At 72.8% G+C, this 15,714-nt stretch carries 14 protein-coding genes; 4 read left to right on the top strand and 10 right to left on the bottom strand.

What is annotated here, in order from left to right:
- The 3 genes from KW076_RS03765 to KW076_RS03755 all read left to right on the top strand — a co-directional run bounded on the left by KW076_RS03765 (nt 1) and on the right by KW076_RS03755 (nt 3,574).
- Entirely contained in the window at nt 1-897 is an 897-nt protein-coding gene (locus tag KW076_RS03765; protein ID WP_224356274.1) for a trimeric intracellular cation channel family protein, read from the top strand.
- A 71-nt stretch (nt 898-968) separates the two neighbouring features.
- Nucleotides 969-1,982: a trimeric intracellular cation channel family protein gene (locus KW076_RS03760; RefSeq protein ID WP_224356273.1), complete on the top strand. Its 1,014-nt coding sequence runs from the start codon at nt 969-971 to the stop codon at nt 1,980-1,982.
- A gap of 65 nt (nt 1,983-2,047) precedes the next feature.
- Complete coding sequence (locus KW076_RS03755; RefSeq protein WP_224356272.1) at nt 2,048-3,574, top strand: DUF1846 domain-containing protein; 1,527 nt, start codon at nt 2,048-2,050, stop codon at nt 3,572-3,574.
- A gap of 103 nt (nt 3,575-3,677) precedes the next feature.
- On the opposite strand, the gene KW076_RS03750 is transcribed toward KW076_RS03755, so the two are convergent.
- The 5 genes from KW076_RS03750 to KW076_RS03730 all read right to left on the bottom strand — a co-directional run bounded on the left by KW076_RS03750 (nt 3,678) and on the right by KW076_RS03730 (nt 10,351).
- A complete protein-coding gene (locus KW076_RS03750; protein ID WP_224356271.1) occupies nt 3,678-4,664 on the bottom strand; it encodes a hypothetical protein in 987 nt (328 codons plus the stop codon).
- Between the two features lie 232 nt (nt 4,665-4,896).
- Entirely contained in the window at nt 4,897-6,372 is a 1,476-nt protein-coding gene (locus tag KW076_RS03745) for an aldehyde dehydrogenase family protein (RefSeq protein WP_224356270.1), read from the bottom strand.
- 575 nt (nt 6,373-6,947) lie between these two features.
- Nucleotides 6,948-7,715, bottom strand: a complete 768-nt coding sequence (locus KW076_RS03740) for a CoA transferase (protein WP_224356769.1) — start codon at nt 7,713-7,715, stop codon at nt 6,948-6,950.
- Between the two features lie 60 nt (nt 7,716-7,775).
- Nucleotides 7,776-8,717, bottom strand: a complete 942-nt coding sequence (locus KW076_RS03735) for an HNH endonuclease (RefSeq protein WP_224356269.1) — start codon at nt 8,715-8,717, stop codon at nt 7,776-7,778.
- Nucleotides 8,718-8,809: 92 nt separating this feature from the next.
- Nucleotides 8,810-10,351 carry an AMP-binding protein gene (locus tag KW076_RS03730; protein ID WP_224356268.1) on the bottom strand — a complete coding sequence of 514 codons (1,542 nt, stop codon included), beginning with the start codon at nt 10,349-10,351 and terminating at the stop codon, nt 8,810-8,812.
- An 84-nt stretch (nt 10,352-10,435) separates the two neighbouring features.
- Between KW076_RS03730 and KW076_RS03725 the strand changes: the two genes are divergently transcribed.
- Nucleotides 10,436-10,990 (top strand): DinB family protein, encoded by a 555-nt coding sequence (locus KW076_RS03725; RefSeq protein ID WP_224356267.1) that lies wholly within the window; start codon nt 10,436-10,438, stop codon nt 10,988-10,990.
- A 5-nt stretch (nt 10,991-10,995) separates the two neighbouring features.
- Here KW076_RS03725 and KW076_RS03720 read toward each other — a convergent pair whose 3' ends face one another.
- From KW076_RS03720 to KW076_RS03700, 5 genes are all read right to left on the bottom strand, one after another.
- Entirely contained in the window at nt 10,996-11,787 is a 792-nt protein-coding gene (locus KW076_RS03720; protein ID WP_224356266.1) for a phosphatase PAP2 family protein, read from the bottom strand.
- A complete protein-coding gene (locus KW076_RS03715) occupies nt 11,784-12,461 on the bottom strand; it encodes a hypothetical protein (protein ID WP_224356265.1) in 678 nt (225 codons plus the stop codon). Before KW076_RS03715 ends, KW076_RS03720 begins: the two co-directional genes overlap by 4 nt.
- Before the next feature lie 452 nt (nt 12,462-12,913).
- A complete protein-coding gene (locus KW076_RS03710) occupies nt 12,914-13,585 on the bottom strand; it encodes an AraC family transcriptional regulator (protein ID WP_224356264.1) in 672 nt (223 codons plus the stop codon).
- Complete coding sequence (locus tag KW076_RS03705; RefSeq protein WP_224356263.1) at nt 13,569-13,961, bottom strand: hypothetical protein; 393 nt, start codon at nt 13,959-13,961, stop codon at nt 13,569-13,571. Before KW076_RS03705 ends, KW076_RS03710 begins: the two co-directional genes overlap by 17 nt.
- Nucleotides 13,962-14,117: 156 nt before the next feature.
- A complete protein-coding gene (locus KW076_RS03700; protein WP_224356262.1) occupies nt 14,118-15,695 on the bottom strand; it encodes a long-chain-fatty-acid--CoA ligase in 1,578 nt (525 codons plus the stop codon).
- Nucleotides 15,696-15,714 lie beyond the last annotated feature (19 nt).

The following is a 15,714-nucleotide window of genomic DNA, read 5'->3' as shown; positions in this document are numbered from 1 at the left end:
GTGCTGCTTCCGCTTCTCCCCGTGTGGCTGCTGTCCGCCGCCCCCAAGGACCCCGCCGAGCTCGAACGGGACGTGCCCGAGCCGATCGACGCGCACGGCGAGCTCGCCGACGCGATCACCGCGGCGATCACCGCCGTGGACCTCGTGGGCGTGTTCTTCTTCGCGATCTCGGGCGCCGTCCTTGCCGTGCGCAAGGGCTACGACATCGTCGGCTCCCTGCTGCTGGCCCTCATGGTGGGCACGGGCGGCGGCGTCGTCCGTGACCTCGTGGTCGGCCGGGACGTGCCCGCCGCCTTCGACAACCCCTGGTACCTGATCCTGCCGGCGGTCGCGTCGCTGGCGGTGTTCCTCCGGATCTTCGACGGCGAGCGCGGCCACCACGCCGTCATGGCCTTCGACGCCGTCGGCCTGGCCGTGTACTGCGTGGTGGGAACGCGCATCGCCCTGCTCGCCGGCCTGAGCCCGGTCGCCGCCGCGGTGCTGGGCCTGGTGACCGCCGTCGGCGGCGGCATCCTGCGCGACGTCGTCGCCGGGGAACCGCCCGCCGTGTTCGGCGGGCGTGGCTGGTACGCGCTGCCGGCCATCCTCGGCGCGGGCACGACGGCGGCCCTCGGCCAGGCGGAGCTCCTCGGCCCGCTGACCTCGGCGGCGGTGATGGTGCTCGTGCTCGTGCTGCGCGTGGTGTCGCTGCGCAGGGAGTGGCTCGCCCCGGGGGCCGAGATCTCGGGGGAGACCCAGCGCCAGCGCCTGGATCCGCACGACGAGCCGCCCGTGCCGGACATCCGCGACCGCAAGGGCAAGGACGGGCCGCCCGCCGACCCCGGCGAGGACGGCCCCCCAGCGACCGAGGAGACGCCCGGCGCCGACGAGGGCGTCCCCCCGGGGACACCCGGGTGAACAAACGAGGCACCGTGCGGGCCGCACGGGACAATGGCCGGTGAACCCCGGACCCGACGGAAGGAGCCGCCGTGGACGTGCAGCAGTTCTTCGCCACCCTCACCGACGTCCCGTGGCTGCTCACGACCCTGGACCTGATCGGGATCTTCTTCTTCGCCACCTCGGGTGCGCTGCTGGCGGCCCGCAAGCAGTTCGACCTGGTGGGCTCGATGGCGCTGTCCCTGCTGGCCGGGCTGGGCGGCGGCTTCACCCGCGACATCCTGCTGGACCGCGGTCTGCCCGCGTCCCTGGAGAACCCGGTCTACCTGGCCCCGCCGGTGCTCGTCTCCCTGCTCGTGTACGTCAAGCTGATCCACCCGAACCGACTGAACCTGACCATCACCCTGTTCGACGCCGCCGGGCTCGCCCTTTTCACGGTGTCCGGCGTCCTGCTGGCGCACTCGATGGGCGTGCACCCGGTGTCCACGGTGGTGATCGCGATGGTCACGGCGCTCGGCGGCGGCGTGCTGCGGGACATCGTCGCCAACGAGGTCCCGTCCATCTTCGACCCCCGCGGCGTCTACGTGCTCCCCACGTTCCTGGGCGCGGTGCTGGCGACCGTGGTGGCGATGAACGGCGCGCTCAACGCGTTCACGGGCTTCCTCATCGCGTTCCTGATCTTCGCGGTGCGGATGATCGCCTACCGCTACCAGTGGCGGTTCTTCGGCGCGGAGATCTCCCAGGACAAGGAGTCCCTCGAACGTCTGCGGCGCCTGGCCACGCAGGCGCAGGAGGCGGCCGCCCGCCGGGTGGAGCGCACCCTCGAGCGCCGGCTGCGCGCCCCCGGCGCCCCCGCCTTCCCCGACGACGACACGCACGGGTCCTACGGACCGCGGCAGGAGTACGAGGACCAGGTGCGGGTGGACGACTACGACCCGCAGACCCAGACGATCACCGTCGTCGACCCCGCCTCGCACCAGCAGGTGCGCCTGGACCGCGGCACCGGCGTCATGGACGTCACCGACCTGCGCACCGGGCGCACACGCAGCTTCGACGACCCCGAACACGACTGGATCGCGGACGACCCCGAGGACTCGAGGGACTGAGGGACGCGGGGCCCGATGCCGGGCCGCGCACGCGCACCCCGCGAACAGGTCTATGCTGGAGGTCCATGACCGGCACCGCTGACATGGCCCCCCAGAAGATCTCGCGCCCCCTCGGGTTCGACCGCGAGCAGTACATCGCCCTCCAGTCCCAGCACATCCAGGAGCGCCGCCGCCAGCTCGGCGGGAAGCTCTACCTGGAGATGGGCGGCAAGCTCTTCGACGACCTCCACGCCTCCCGCGTCCTGCCCGGCTTCACCCCGGACAACAAGATCGCGATGCTGGACCGCATCAAGGACGAGACCGAGATCCTCGTCTGCTTCAACGCCAAGGACCTCGAGCGCAACAAGGTCCGCGCCGACCTCGGCATCACCTACGAGGAGGACGTCCTGCGCCTCGTGGACGTGTTCCGCGAGCGCGGCTTCCTGGTGGAGCACGTCGTCGTGACGCAGCTGGAGGACTCCAACCACCTGGCCCTGGCGTTCATCGAGAAGCTCGGGCGCCTCGGTCTGAAGGTCGCCCGCCACCGCGTGATCCCCGGCTACCCGCACGCGATGGCCACGATCGTCTCGGAGCAGGGCTTTGGCGCCAACGAGTGGTCGGAGACCACGCGAGACCTCGTCGTCGTGACCGCCCCGGGCCCGGGCTCCGGCAAGCTCGCGACGTGCCTGAGCCAGGTGTACAACGACCGCCAGCGCGGCATCCCCGCCGGCTACGCCAAGTTCGAGACGTTCCCGATCTGGAACCTGCCGCTCGAGCACCCCGTGAACGCCGCCTACGAGGCCGCGACCGTGGACCTGGACGACATCAACCTGATCGACCCGTTCCACCTGGCCGAGTACGGCGAGAAGGTGACGTCCTACAACCGCGACGTCGAGGTGTTCCCGCTGCTCTCCGCGCTGCTGGAGAAGGTCACCGGCACCACCCCGTACAAGTCCCCCACGGACATGGGCGTGAACATGGCCGGCGCCGCGATCGTGGACGACGCCGTGTGCCGGGCCGCCGCGGAGCAGGAGATCATCCGCCGCTACTACAAGGCGCAGGTGAACGAAGCCCTCGAGGGCGCCGACGACACCGAGTCCGAGCGCGCAGCCCTGGTGATGTCCAAGCTGGGTCTGAGCTCGGAGGACCGCCCGGTGGTGGGTGCCGCGCAGCTGGTGGCCGAGCGCACCGGGGAGCCGGGCGCCGCCCTGGAGCTGGCCGACGGCACGATCGTGACCGGCAAGACCTCCGAGCTCCTGGGCTGCTCCGCCGCGATGGTGCTCAACGCGCTCAAGGTCCTGGCCGGCATCGACGACGACGCGCACCTGCTCTCCCCCGCGTCCATCGAGCCGATCCAGACGCTCAAGACGCAGCACCTCGGCTCGAAGAACCCGCGCCTGCACACGGACGAGGTGCTGATCGCGCTGTCCGTGTCCGCGGCGACCGACGAGAACGCGAAGGCAGCCGTCGAGCAGCTGGCCAGCCTCGAGGGCTGCGACGTGCACACCACCACCATCCTCGGCTCCGTGGACGAGGGGATCTTCCGGAGCCTCGGGATGCTGGTGACCAGCGAGCCCGTGTTCCAGAAGAAGGGGCTGTACCGGAAGCGGTGACCCTGCGCCCCCTGCCCCCCGCGAGCGACGAGCCCCGCGTACGGGACGGTTCCGTGACCGGAAACCGTCCCGTACGCGGGGCTCGTCCGCGTTCCGGGCCGGATCACCACAACGACGCCTCCTCCCCCGGCAGCGACGGCGGCAGGACCACCCCCTCCTGGTGGGCCTGACGCCGCATGGTGGCGGCGAGGTCGCCGCGGAAGCGGCCCCACCCCGCGCGCGTGAACACCTCCCCCGCCACCCATGTCACACTCCAGCCGTCGGCCTCGAGGCCCCGGCGGCGGGCCCGGTCCTCCTGCCACTGCGCCCTCTCCGTGCGGTGGTGGTCTCCGTCGAACTCGAGGCACATCCGCAGCGCCCTCCAGCAGAGGTCCGGACGGACGATCCGGCCGTCGTGCAGACGGAGCGCCGGGTTCACCTCCGGCTCCGGGAATCCGGCCTCCACGATCCGGTGCCGCAGTCGCGACTCGGCAGGCGAGTCGGCCCCCTCGCGCAGCAGGCCGACGACGTGGCGGGCCCTCACCACGCCGCGCACGTTCTTCCGGGTGGCGGCCGTGCGGCGCAGCTCGGCCACGGTCGAGGCGCGGCAGGGGAGTCGCCCGAGGGATCGCGCGGTGGCGCCGTGCTCGTCCGGCAGCAGGCTGTCCCCCGCCACGACGAGGTCCTCCACGCTGAGACGCGCCGCGAGGTCGACCCACGTCCATGCAGGGGAGGTGACGCGGACCCCGTGGAGCCGCACCACCTGAGCAGCCGGATCGAGGTGGTGCCCCCGGATGCCCTCCCTGCTCGGCCACCCGCCGCGGCCCTTCACCTTGGCGATGTCCACGGACGGCTCCTGCAGCAGGTCCCGCGGCAGCCACATCCCCCACAGCCTCGCGGCGGTGGCGTGCGAGAAGACCCCCGTCGGGTGGAGTTCCTGCAGGGCCCGCACGTGGTCCAGGAGGGTGAACTCGACGCCCGCGGCGCCCCACAGCGAGCGCCCACGGCCCGTGTACTCCCGTCGGCGCAGCTCCCACGGGGCGACGCCCCGGCTCCGGAGCGTCGCGGTGGTGACGAGGCGCGGCGGGGTCGCGCGGGAGGGGTCTGCCATGGACCCAGCGTGGCGGGGCTGCGGCCGACACAGTCGTGCGCCGGTGCGATCTGGGGGCAGCCGCAGGGGTGGATCGACCTGTGCAGGACCCTCACCCCCCTCCCCACAGGACGAGCCCCGCGTACGCGACGGTTCCATGTCCGGAATCCGTCGCGTACGCGGGGCTCGTCGGGGCAGGGAGGTGCCGGGCGCCGCGGGGGCAGTCAGCCCGACGCCGGAGCCTTCTCCTTGCTCAGCCCACGGTCGTCACGCCGATCGTGTGGTCGGTGGTGAACTCCTCGACGGCCCACTCGCCGTTGAAGCGGCCCAGGCCGGAGTTCCTCGCGCCGCCGAAGGCCACGTGAGCCTCGTCCTGCACGGTCATCTCGTTCACGAACGTCATGCCGGCGGCCACCCGCTGGGCGAATCGCACGCCGCGGCCCGTGTCCTGCGTGAACACGGACGAGGACAGGCCGAACTCGTGGTGGTTGGCCAGCTCGAGGGCGTGCTCCTCGTCCCGGGCCTTCAGGACCACGGTCATGGGACCGAAGATCTCCTCCTTGGCGATCTCCATGTCCGGGTCCACGTCCACCCACACGAAGGGCGGGACCACGCGGCCCTCGACCTCGCCGCCGACCAGCGCCCGCGCGCCGTCGGCCTCGGCCGAGGCGATCTTCTTCTGCAGGCCCTCCACTTGGGAGTCGTTGATGATCGGGCCCACCAGCACGCCCTCACCCCGCGGATCGCCCACCTTGAGCGCCTTCACGGCCTGCTCGTACTTCGGCAGGAACTCGTCGTAGACCTTCGCGTCGACGATCACGCGCTGCGTGGACATGCAGATCTGCCCCGAGTGCAGGTAGCCGCCCGTGACAGCCTGCTCCACGGCGGTGTCCAGGTCGGCGTCGTCGAGCACCACCAGCGGGGCGTTGCCGCCGAGCTCGAGCGCGACCTTCTTGATGTTCTCGCCCAGCACGGCGTTGGCGGCCACCTGCTTGCCCACCGGGGTGGACCCGGTGAAGGAGATGAGGCGCGGCACGGGGTGCTTCACGAACGCGTCGCCGATCTCGGAGCCGGCGCCCACCACCACGGACAGCACGCCCGCGGGCAGACCGGCCTGCTCGAAGAGGCGCGCGATCAGGGTGCCCCCGGTCACCGGGGTGTCCGAGGCGGGCTTGATGACGACGGCGTTGCCCAGCGCCAGCGCGGGTGCGACGGAGCGCTGGGACAGGTGCAGCGGGAAGTTCCAGGGGGAGATCACGCCGACGACGCCGATGGGCGAGCGGTAGACGCGGGACTCGCGGTTCGAGGTGTTGGAGTCGAAGATCTTGCCGTGCACGCGCGTGGGGAACGTGGCGGCCTCCTCGGTGATGGCGATGGCCAGCGAGACCTCGATGTTCGCCTTGATCACCGTGGAGCCGGCCTCCTGCACGAGCCAGTCCACGACCTCGTCGCGGTGCTCCTCGAGCAGCTCGGCGGCGCGGCGCATGACGGCGGCACGCTCCTTCGGCCCGGTCTCCGCCCACCCCTTCTGAGCCTCGGCGGCGGAGCGGTAGGCCTCGTCGAGGTCCGCTTCGGAGGCAAGGGCGAACTCGGCGACCACGGAGTCGTCGTACGGGTTCACGTCCTGCTTCGTGCTGCCGGCAGCGCCGTCGCGCCACTGGCCGGCGATGAACTGCTTGCCGACGTCGTTGCCGAGGAACGTGCCGGAGGCGTGGGTGGTGGGGGTCATGATGATGCTCCTTTGCGAGACGTGCGGGATGTCTGTTCCACAGCCCACACCTCCCAGAGGGGGCTTGCCGAAGGGCGCGGGGCTGGGAGTTCTCGGGGAGGGTTCCGGGGCCCAGCCGTCGGGACGGTGCGGGGGGGGCATGCCTGGTCGACGACCACAACGGGCTTGACGGTCCCGCCCGTCGCGGAGCCCGCGAACGCCTGGTTGATCTGGTCGACGGGGCAGGTCCGTGAGGCGCGGGATGAACACACGGGGGATGGGCTCGCCCTCCACGGTCGTCGTGATCGTGTTGCCCTTGGGCAGGGTGGAGCCGATGTCGAAGCTCGCCTCGGCGCGGACGTCGTGGAGCTCCACCTCCGTGATGGTCAGGCCGGTCTGGGGGGGGCGGTGGCGAGGGACCCGACGGTCTTCACGGTGGTGCACTTTCGTTCCGGTGCTCCGTTCGGTGTCGGGCCGGGCCGCGCCGTTGAGGCTCCCGCGTCCCCTCCCCTGGCGACGAGCCCCGCAGACGGAACGGTCTCCACCGCCTGAATCGTCTGCTCTGCGGGGCTCGTCCGTTCAGTGCGGCTGGCCGTTCAGCGGGGCTGGCCGTTCACCGCACCTCGGCCAGTGGGGATGCCGCGCTCCTCGCCCCACTCCTGCCAGTCCCGGGCCGGGCGCGCGGTGAGGGCGGCGGACAGGGCGGCCGCGAGGTCGTCGCCAGCGCCGGCGGGCAGGTCCAGCTCGGCGCGCAGGGCGTCGGAGAAGTGGGGCTCGAGGGCGCCGACGGCCACGTGGCCCTCGGCCGCCCGGTACACGGCGTAGTAGGGGGTACCGCCGCCGAGGAGGGCGTCGGGGGCGAGCAGTCCGTGGCGGGAGGGGATCCCGACGGCGGCCGCGGCCTCCGCGAGGGACACGCGGGCGTGGCCTCCGGGGGCGTCGCGGCCGGCGCGGTCCCGGGCGAGGAGCAGGGCGGGGGCGGTGCTGACGGCCTGCTCGGCACCGTGCATGTCCGCGACGAGGGCGCGCGGCAGGGTGGGGGTCTGGCTCTCCCCGGAGAGGAGCAGGCCGGTCTCGGCCTGGTAGGTGAGGTCGTGGCCGGGGACGCCGGCGCGCTCCCCCGCGAACCCGACGACGTCCACCTGGTAGACGCGCGGGCGTCGGTCTTGAGGTCCAGGGTGGCCACGCGCTGCCCCTCGTGCAGGTCCGCGTAGTGGGACGGGCTCATCTGCGCCATGGGGCCGCCGGCGGGCGGGAGCACGTGGCGACGTCGGCCCCCAGCTCCTGCAGCCGGGCCGGGGCCGGGGCAGGTTCAGGGCGATCGTGAGCGCGGCGAGGCTGGCGAGGGGCGGAGTGACGCGCATCACTCATGGTGGTTATGAGGGGCGCGCGAAGGCCAGGGGCGGGGCGAATGTGACAGGCGGTCAGGCGACGTCGGCTGCAGTGGCGTTCAGGAACCGCTCGTACGCCCAGACGAGCTTGTCGGTGCCGGGGCGATCCGCCCGCCGACTCGGCACCTTCATCAACGGCTTGCCGTGCAGCTCCTGCAGCCCGTGGCGCAGCATCGGTCCATCCACCTCGTCCAGCAGGTCCTGGCGGATTTCGACGACGGGCACGTCCTTGGTTGGCCGGATCCCGAGGAACCGCCGATCAAACGCAGCATGGTGGATCTTGCACAGCGCCATGCCGTTGGTGACGTCGGGGACGCCCTCCTCCTCGGAGTCAGGGACGATGTGTGCGGCATCGAGCAGCTCGGAATGGGCGAAATTGCAGACCGCGCAGTGGTCCTCATAGGCCACGAGAACGGTGGAGCGGAAAACCGGCTGATGCAGTCGCACCACGGTTTCGCGCTTCATGTAGCGCCGCAGGGCCGTGACCATTTCCGAGCCCTCGCCGCGCTCGGGAATCTCGCTGGCATCCTCTAACGGGGCGAGAACAAACTGCTGACGGTCACGCTCTTCATTCACGATGTAGACCGGCGCCGTCACCTGATACTGCGGCGGCTTTCCACCCACACCCGTGAACCACATGATGGGCAGCTGCCGCTCCATGGCACGTCGCAGGCCCACATTCTCAGGATGGTTGGGGTTGTCACCACGCCACTTGTAGCGGTGCAGCCCATCCTCGCCCAGAGCGTCGTTGTAGGGGCGTTCCTGGCCGGGGGCCCGGTACGTCGTCACGATGGACAACGTGGCCTCAAACCGAGCCGGCTTCCAAATGCCCTGATACGAGGGGATGAGGCGGAACGGCTCACCCTGGAACCGGAAGTCCGCGATGTCTTCGCGAGTGAGGCTTACCTGCCGGTCCAGCGTCCGCTCGATCAACCACTGAATGGCCGTTTCCCGCAGCCCGTCCGGCTCCACCACGCGTCACTCCCTCACCCCCCGGCTGCCTCGTTGCACCCACCTCTGCGCCAGCCTAGTTCAGCCGCGCCCAGCCTCAGCTGACCACCCCACCCCTACCTCAGCAGGTCCTTCACGATCTTCCCGGTCGTGTTCTTCGGCAGCGCGTCCATCACGGTCACCTGGGACGGCCACTTGTAGGACGCCAGGCGCTCCCGCACGAACGCGTTGAGCTCGGCCACCTCGACCTCCGGCCCGTCCTGCAGGGCCACGTAGGCCACGACCTTCTCGCCGAACCGCTCGTCGGGCACGCCGAGCACGGCCGCCTCGGACACGGCGGGGTGCTCGTAGAACGCCTCCTCCACCTCGCGGGGGTACACGTTGTAGCCGCCGTGGATGATGATGTCCTTCAGTCGGCCCACGATCCGGTAGTAGTCCTCCTCGTCCCGGGTCGCGACATCGCCGGTGCGCAGCCAGCCCTCGTCGTCGAAGGAGGCCGCGTCCGCCTGCGGCTCGCCCAGGTAGCCGGTCATGAGCACCGGCCCGTGGATGCGGAGCTCGCCCGGGGTCTCGGTGTCCCCGGCGGGCACCTCGACGCCGTCCGTCGTCACCAGCCGGAACTCCACGCCCGGCAGGGGCTGGCCCACGGTGCCCGCCCGGCTGGGGCGCAGCATCGGATTGAAGGACACCGGCCCGCAGGACTCGGTGAGCCCGTAGCCCTCGCGCACCGGCACCCCGAACTCCTCCTCCGCCTCGTGCAGCGTCTCCACCGGCAGCGGGGCGCCGCCGGAGAGGATGTAGCGCAGCGCGGACAGGTCCACGTCGTCTCCCTTGGCGCGGGCGGACCGGAGCGCCCGCAGCAGGGCGCCGATCATCGTCGGCACGGCGGGCAGTGCCCGCACCTCGTCCCGCACGACCTGCTCCAGCGCCGTGTGCGGCGCGAACCGGGTCACCACGGAGTTCCGGCACCCCGTGTACAGCGGCATGTTCAGCGCCGCGGACATCCCGAACACGTGGAAGAACGGCAACACGCCCAGCACCGTGTGCCCGGCCTGCAGCCAGTCCAGCGCCTCGGACGTCAGCACCGCGCTGGACGCCACCGTCCGGTGGGACAGCCGTGCCCCCTTCGACTGCCCGGTGGTCCCGGAGGTGTAGATGACGACGGCGTCGGCCTCCTCGGACGTCCGCGGCGTCCGCTCGCGCACGGGCTCGGCGCCGGCCACGACGTCCCGCAGGTCCGCCGGGGAGGACTGCAGGTGCGGCACGCCCACGGCCTGGGCCGCCTCCGCAGCGGCCGACGTGCCGCGCATGCTCCACAGCAGCACCGCCTGCGAGTCCGTGAGGAAGTACTCCAGCTCCCGGTCCGTGGACAGCGGGTTCAGGGGCACGACCACGGCTCCCAGCCACAGCGCGCCGTAGTACACCGCCGGGAAGGCCAGCGTGTTGGGCATCAGCAGCGCCACCCGGTCCCCCGGGCCGACGCCCTGCCTGCGCAGCACGCCGGCGGTGGCCTGGACCAGCTCGAGCAGCTCGGCGTAGGTGGTGTCCACGCCGTCCTCGCGCCAGGCCACGGCCCGGGGGTCGCGGTCGTGCCCGGCCTCCAGCAGGGCGCACACGTCCCCGCGGTGGGGGTCGGTGGCGGGGAGGGCGGAGTTCATCGGGTTCCTCTTCTGACGGGCGCGGACAGTGGGGTCCACCCTACGGGGGCGGGGACGGGGACGGACGCCCCGTACGCTCGACCCATGACCACCGTGTTCTACGACGAGCAGGGCCGCCCCGAGCCGCCCCACGCCGCGGACGAGGCCGCCACCCTGCTGGCCTTCCTCGACTTCCAGCGCGCCACCTTCGCGTGGCGCACCTCCGGACTCGACGACGCCGCCCTCCGCCGCCGCCTCGACGGTCACCCCTCCGAGATGACCCTCGGCGGGATGCTCAAGCACCTGGCCTTCGTGGAGTTCTTCTGGTTCGAGGTCACCGCCCACGGGAAGCCGACCTCCGAGCCGTGGGTGTCCGTGGACTGGGACGCCGACGCCGACTGGGACTGGCACTCCGCCGCCGAGGACGCGGCCGAGGAGCTGCGCGACCTCTGGCGCGAGTCGGTGGAGCGCTCGCGCGCCGTCGTCGTGCGCCTGCTCGCGGACGGCCCCGCCGCCCTGGACACCACGCACCCGGCGTGGGGCGGGCGCGCGGACGTGTCCCTGCGCTGGATCCTCACGCACATGATCGAGGAGTACGCCCGGCACAACGGGCACGCGGACCTGCTGCGGGAGCAGATCGACGGCCAGACCGGGGAGTGACCCGGTCAGCCGGCCGCGGGTGCGGCCGGCGTGCCCGCGCGGGACCGCCTGACGTCCTGGACCGTGAGCCACACCCGGTGCGCCAGCACCACCGCCGCCGCCCATGCCAGGCCCACCGTCCACCCGGCGGCCACATCCGTGAGCCAGTGCGCCGCCAGGTACACGCGGCTCAGCCCCATGAGCACGGCGTAGCAGCCGGCGACGACGGCGGCCGCCGTCACCGCGCGCCGGTGCGTGCCGCACAGGCTCAGGCGCGGGGTGATGGCCACCAGGTACACCGTCAGCGCCATGAGCACGGTCGCGTTGAGGGTGTGCCCGGACGGGAACGAGGGCGAGGTGACGATCGGCGGCAGCGCCACGTCCACGGGCGGGCGCAGCCGCCCCACGTGGGACTTGCCGACCACCGTGATCAGCACCGCCCCCGCCATGCCGCCCAGGAGCACCACCGCGGGCGTCGCCTCCCGGCGGGCCAGGGTGAGCAGCCCCAGCAGCACCAGCCCGACGGCGACCGCCCCCGGGGTGTCCCCCGCGTAGGCCAGGAACTGCGCCAGGCCTGTGAGCACCGGCCCGCGCAGGGAGATCGCCGCCTGCAGGGCGGGGTGGTCCACGGCGGGCACGCCGTCGCCCTCGGTGACGGAGTCGTAGACCTCCTCCGCCAGGGACGTGAACGCGACGACCACCGCCAGGAGCACGCCCCCGGTGACCAGGAACGCGGCGTGCGCCGCCCACAGCCGGGACAGCCACGATCCCTCCGGCGCGGGCGAGGGGCGCGACGCGGGAGCCGAGGGGCGCCTCACCGGGTGGTCGGCTCGCCGTCTCCGGGGACGTCGTCCACGGGGTCCGGGTGGGCCATCGCGGCGTGGGAGCCGTGCGGGTGCTCGGCGTCGGCGGGGTGGATCACGGGCACCGGGGCCGTCTCCGGGGAGACGTCCGCCGCGTGCTCGTGCCGGGGCTTCTCCGAATCGGCCGCCTCCGTCGCGGGGACGGGGACCGGATCGGTGTCCGGGTCCGCGACGGAGTCCGCGGGGGCGGCGTCGTGGTGCTCGCCGGGCAGGTGCTCCGAGGCCTCGGCCACCTCCGGGCCCACCGCCGCCACGACCTGCGCGTGGGACGGGATCCGCAGGAAGCGCCCACCGATCACCGCGGCCACCACGCCGAGGATCGGGCCCACGAGCGGCGCCCCGCCCGTCACGAGGGCGACCAGCAGCGCGACCAGGCCGCCGCCGGCCACCTGCGTGGTCTTGGGGCCGTCGAACCCCGCCTGCCACGGGCGCAGCGGCGTGCCCCCCAGGGCGTCGCCGGAGCGAGCGAGCGGCGCGAACCACGCGCCGGCCACGAACAGCACCGCGCCGATCAGGGACACCAGCAGCGCGCCCATGAAGGACCAGGTGTCCAGCATGAGCAGCAGGCACACGAGGGTCAGGACGGCGAGGACGGCGGCGGAGGCCACGCGGGCGGGGGTCATGCGCATGCGCCCAGGCTATCGGCCGGTCCCCCGCGCGCACTCACTCGTCCGAAACCGACGCACCGCACCCCGTTGAGGGGGCCGTAGGGTCGCTTTCGGCCGAGTGGACGAGGGGAGAGTCGGTTTCGGCCGAGTCGGCGGTCGGCAGGCGCGCCCCACGCCCGGGCACTCGCCCCGCCACCTCCCACGACGGCCCCCACCGCCGGCTCGACCCGCGCGCCTCGCCGGCTCTGTGGGGCGAGTTGGTGGCGCGCGTGTTCACAGTGGAGGAGTCGCTGGCGTTCGCTCGGGAAGACTGGCCGGCGCGAGGAGGTGGGCGTCCGTCACCTGGCGGGCCAGGGCGGTCAGCACGTTCACGTCCAGGAACCCGGCGCTCACAGGCCCTCGTCCTCCCGCAGCTGTTTCACGACGTCGTCGTCGATGCTCAGCGTGGTGCGCATGCATCTGATGCTCGTGCATCACAGCGGCCACTGCTCGAGCTCGTCGGAGATCCGGACGCTCAGCCCGGACACCCGCCCGCCCGGACCGATCAGCACATGCACCACGGGGTCCGCGTCCTCACCGGCGACCACGCAGCGGACGACGACGGCGCGGCGTCGTCCCGCCCGGCCCGCGCCGCCGGCCGGAGACGGGCCGCCCGACGCGGGCTCCCCGCTCAGCAGTTCCCCGTCGAGGTCGTGCACCCCGGTGACCCGCACGGCTCGCAGGCCCCCCGAGAGGTCCTCGATCTCGAGCAGCACCCCGCGCAGCGCCGACTGCGGCAGGCCGGCGCGCGCAGCGCTCGTCATGCGGGCATGGACGGCCGCGACGTCGCCGCGCAGCCAGGCCTCCACAGTGGCCTCCGCGGCGGCCCGCGCCTCAGCCCAGGGATCCGATGCGCCACCCGGGCCGTTCTCAGCAGCGACGTCGGCCGGCACGCCGTCGCCGCGAGCGCCGCCGTCGTCCAGGGCCACCGCCGGTGCTACGTGGAAGCGGCGATGGGCGGCCTGGCGCGTCACGCCGAGCACCTCGGCCACCTGGGTCCAACTCCACCCCGCGTCGCGCGCGGCTTGGACGGCGCCGTGCAGGCGGCGCTCCGCCGCGGCCTGTTCACGCAGGGCCGCGGCGATCAGTTCATGCGGGTCGGGCATCCTCCGGGTCTGCCCCATGGCCGCCACCGGCCGGGTCACCCGGCACCGGGATGAGGGCGCCGACGAGGAGCGCCACGATGATGCCGACGACCGCGGGCACTCCGCCGCCGAACAGGTTCAGCACGACGCTCACGGCGACCGCCGCCCCCGCCGCGAGGAGCTGCACCGCCTTCGGCCCGTCCCACCGGGACTGCCAACCGCCGAAGAAGGTGCCGCCGTAGGGGCTGCCGGACTGGAACAGGGGGGCGCACCACGCGCCCGCGAGGCAGGCGAGCCCGGAGAGGAGGCCCACGAGCCAGGTGCTGGCGTCCGTCAGCACGGTGACGAGGAGGATCAGGAGGACGACGACCGCGGAGGAGATCAAGGACTTGGTCATGGGTCCAGCGTGGAGGCAAGGAGCATGTCTGTCAACACCGTGCTGACAATCGGGGGCTGGCAGGCAGGGTAGAGCGCCGGCCGGACCGGGGAGTGACCCGGGGCGGTGCGAGCGGCAGCCGGGGCCGCGTGGGGCGGCGCGAGCGGAGGCCGCGGGTCAGCCCCGCAGCTCGCGGCGCAGGATCTTGCCCGTGGCGTTCTTCGGCAGCCCGTCCAGGACGGTCACCTCCCGCGGCTGCTTGTAGCGGGCCAGCCGCTCGGCCGCGAACGCCTGGAGCTCCTCCCCCGTGACGGTGCTGCCCGGGGCCAGCGAGACGAAGGCGGCGATCTCCTCGCCCAGCCGCTCGTCCGGCACACCCACCACGGCGGCCTCGACCACGTCCGGGTGCTCGTAGAGGACCTCCTCCACCTCGCGCGGGTACACGTTCATGCCGCCGCGGATGATCACGTCCTTGAGCCGGTCCACGATCAGCACGTACCCGGCCTCGTCCCGGCGGGCGATGTCCCCGGTGCGGAACCAGCCGTCCGCGTCGAACGCCGCCACCGTGTCCTCCGGGTGGCCCCAGTAGCCGGCCATGATGCCCTCGCCCCGGATGCGCAGCTCACCGGAGGTCTCGAGGTCCTCCTCGGGCACCTCGGTGCCGTCCATCGCCACGATCCGGAACTCGAAGCCGTCCACCGGCCGGCCCACGGTGCCTGGGCGCGTCGGCGCGTCCACGGGGTTGAAGAAGCACGCGCCCGCGTTCTCGGACAGCCCGTAGCCCTCGAATACGGGCACGCCGTACAGCTTCTCGGCGGCGTGCAGCGTGTCCACCGGCAGGCTCGCACCGCCGGAGAGGGGCATGCGCAGCCGGGAGAAGTCCGCCGGCTCGGCCCCGGCCTCACGGCGGGCCCGGGCCACGGTGAGGAACGCCCCGTGCATGGTGGGCACGCCGGGCAGGAACGTGACGCCGTGGTCCTGCAGCTGGTCGTAGGCGGCCTCCGGCTCGAACCGCGGCATCAGGGACAGCGTGGACCCGGAGAACACCGCGCCGTTGAGCACCACCGAGAGCCCGAACACGTGGAACATCGGCAGCGCCGCGAACACGACGTCGTCCGGGCCGAGCCGACCCAGGCCGGTCGCCGTCGCCATGGCGTTGGAACGCAGGTTCGTGTGCGTCAGCCGGGCGCCCTTGGGCCGGCCCGTGGTGCCCGAGGTGTAGAGCAGGACGGCGTCGTCGTCGGGGTCGCGCGGGGTGATCTCCGTGACCGGGGCGATGCCCTCGGCGGCGCACTCCCGCCCGACCGCCTCGAGGTCCAGGGTGACCACCTCGACGTCGACGTTCCCGGCCACCTCGTCCACGGCCTGCAGCCCGGGCATGGCCCAGAGCATGCGCGCCCCGGAGTCCGCGAGGAAGTACCCCAGCTCACGGGCCGTGAACAGCGGGTTGAGCGGCACCATCACCGCACCCAGACGCATGAGCGCCTCGTAGACCGCCACGAAGGCCGGGACGTTGGGCAGCAGCACGGCCACCCGGTCCCCCGGACCCACCCCGCGGTGGCGCAGCCAGCCGGCCGTCGCGGCCGTGACCTGGTCCAGTTCGCGGTAGGTCATGCGGGCCTCGCCGATCCGCAGGGCCACGGCATCCGGCTGCCGGGCCACGGTGGCCGAGAGCAGCTCGGCCACATGGCCCCGGCGCTCGGTGGGCCGGCCGTGGGTGGTCGTGGAGGTGTCGGGGGTCTCGGAGGTGGTCACGGTGGCTCCTGGTCTGGTG

The organism is Micrococcus porci, from assembly GCF_020097155.1.
Taxonomy (GTDB): Bacteria; Actinomycetota; Actinomycetes; order Actinomycetales; family Micrococcaceae; genus Micrococcus; species Micrococcus porci.
The sequence above is the reverse complement of the archived record's forward strand: the minus strand, read 5'-3'. Positions and strand labels throughout refer to the sequence as shown.

Bases quoted from the DNA above. Each gene is read 5' to 3' on its own strand.
- KW076_RS03750 (WP_224356271.1), bottom strand. From the start codon at position 4,664: ATGGCAGACCCCTCCCGCGCGACCCCGCCGCGCCTCGTCACCACCGCG.
- KW076_RS03740 (WP_224356769.1), bottom strand. From the start codon at position 7,715: ATGCGCGTCACTCCGCCCCTCGCCAGCCTCGCCGCGCTCACGATCGCC.
- KW076_RS03745 (WP_224356270.1), bottom strand. From the start codon at position 6,372: ATGACCCCCACCACCCACGCCTCCGGCACGTTCCTCGGCAACGACGTC.
- KW076_RS03755 (WP_224356272.1), top strand. From the start codon at position 2,048: ATGACCGGCACCGCTGACATGGCCCCCCAGAAGATCTCGCGCCCCCTC.
- KW076_RS03715 (WP_224356265.1), bottom strand. From the start codon at position 12,461: ATGCGCATGACCCCCGCCCGCGTGGCCTCCGCCGCCGTCCTCGCCGTC.
- KW076_RS03705 (WP_224356263.1), bottom strand. From the start codon at position 13,961: ATGACCAAGTCCTTGATCTCCTCCGCGGTCGTCGTCCTCCTGATCCTC.
- KW076_RS03710 (WP_224356264.1), bottom strand. From the start codon at position 13,585: ATGCCCGACCCGCATGAACTGATCGCCGCGGCCCTGCGTGAACAGGCC.
- KW076_RS03725 (WP_224356267.1), top strand. From the start codon at position 10,436: ATGACCACCGTGTTCTACGACGAGCAGGGCCGCCCCGAGCCGCCCCAC.
- KW076_RS03730 (WP_224356268.1), bottom strand. From the start codon at position 10,351: ATGAACTCCGCCCTCCCCGCCACCGACCCCCACCGCGGGGACGTGTGC.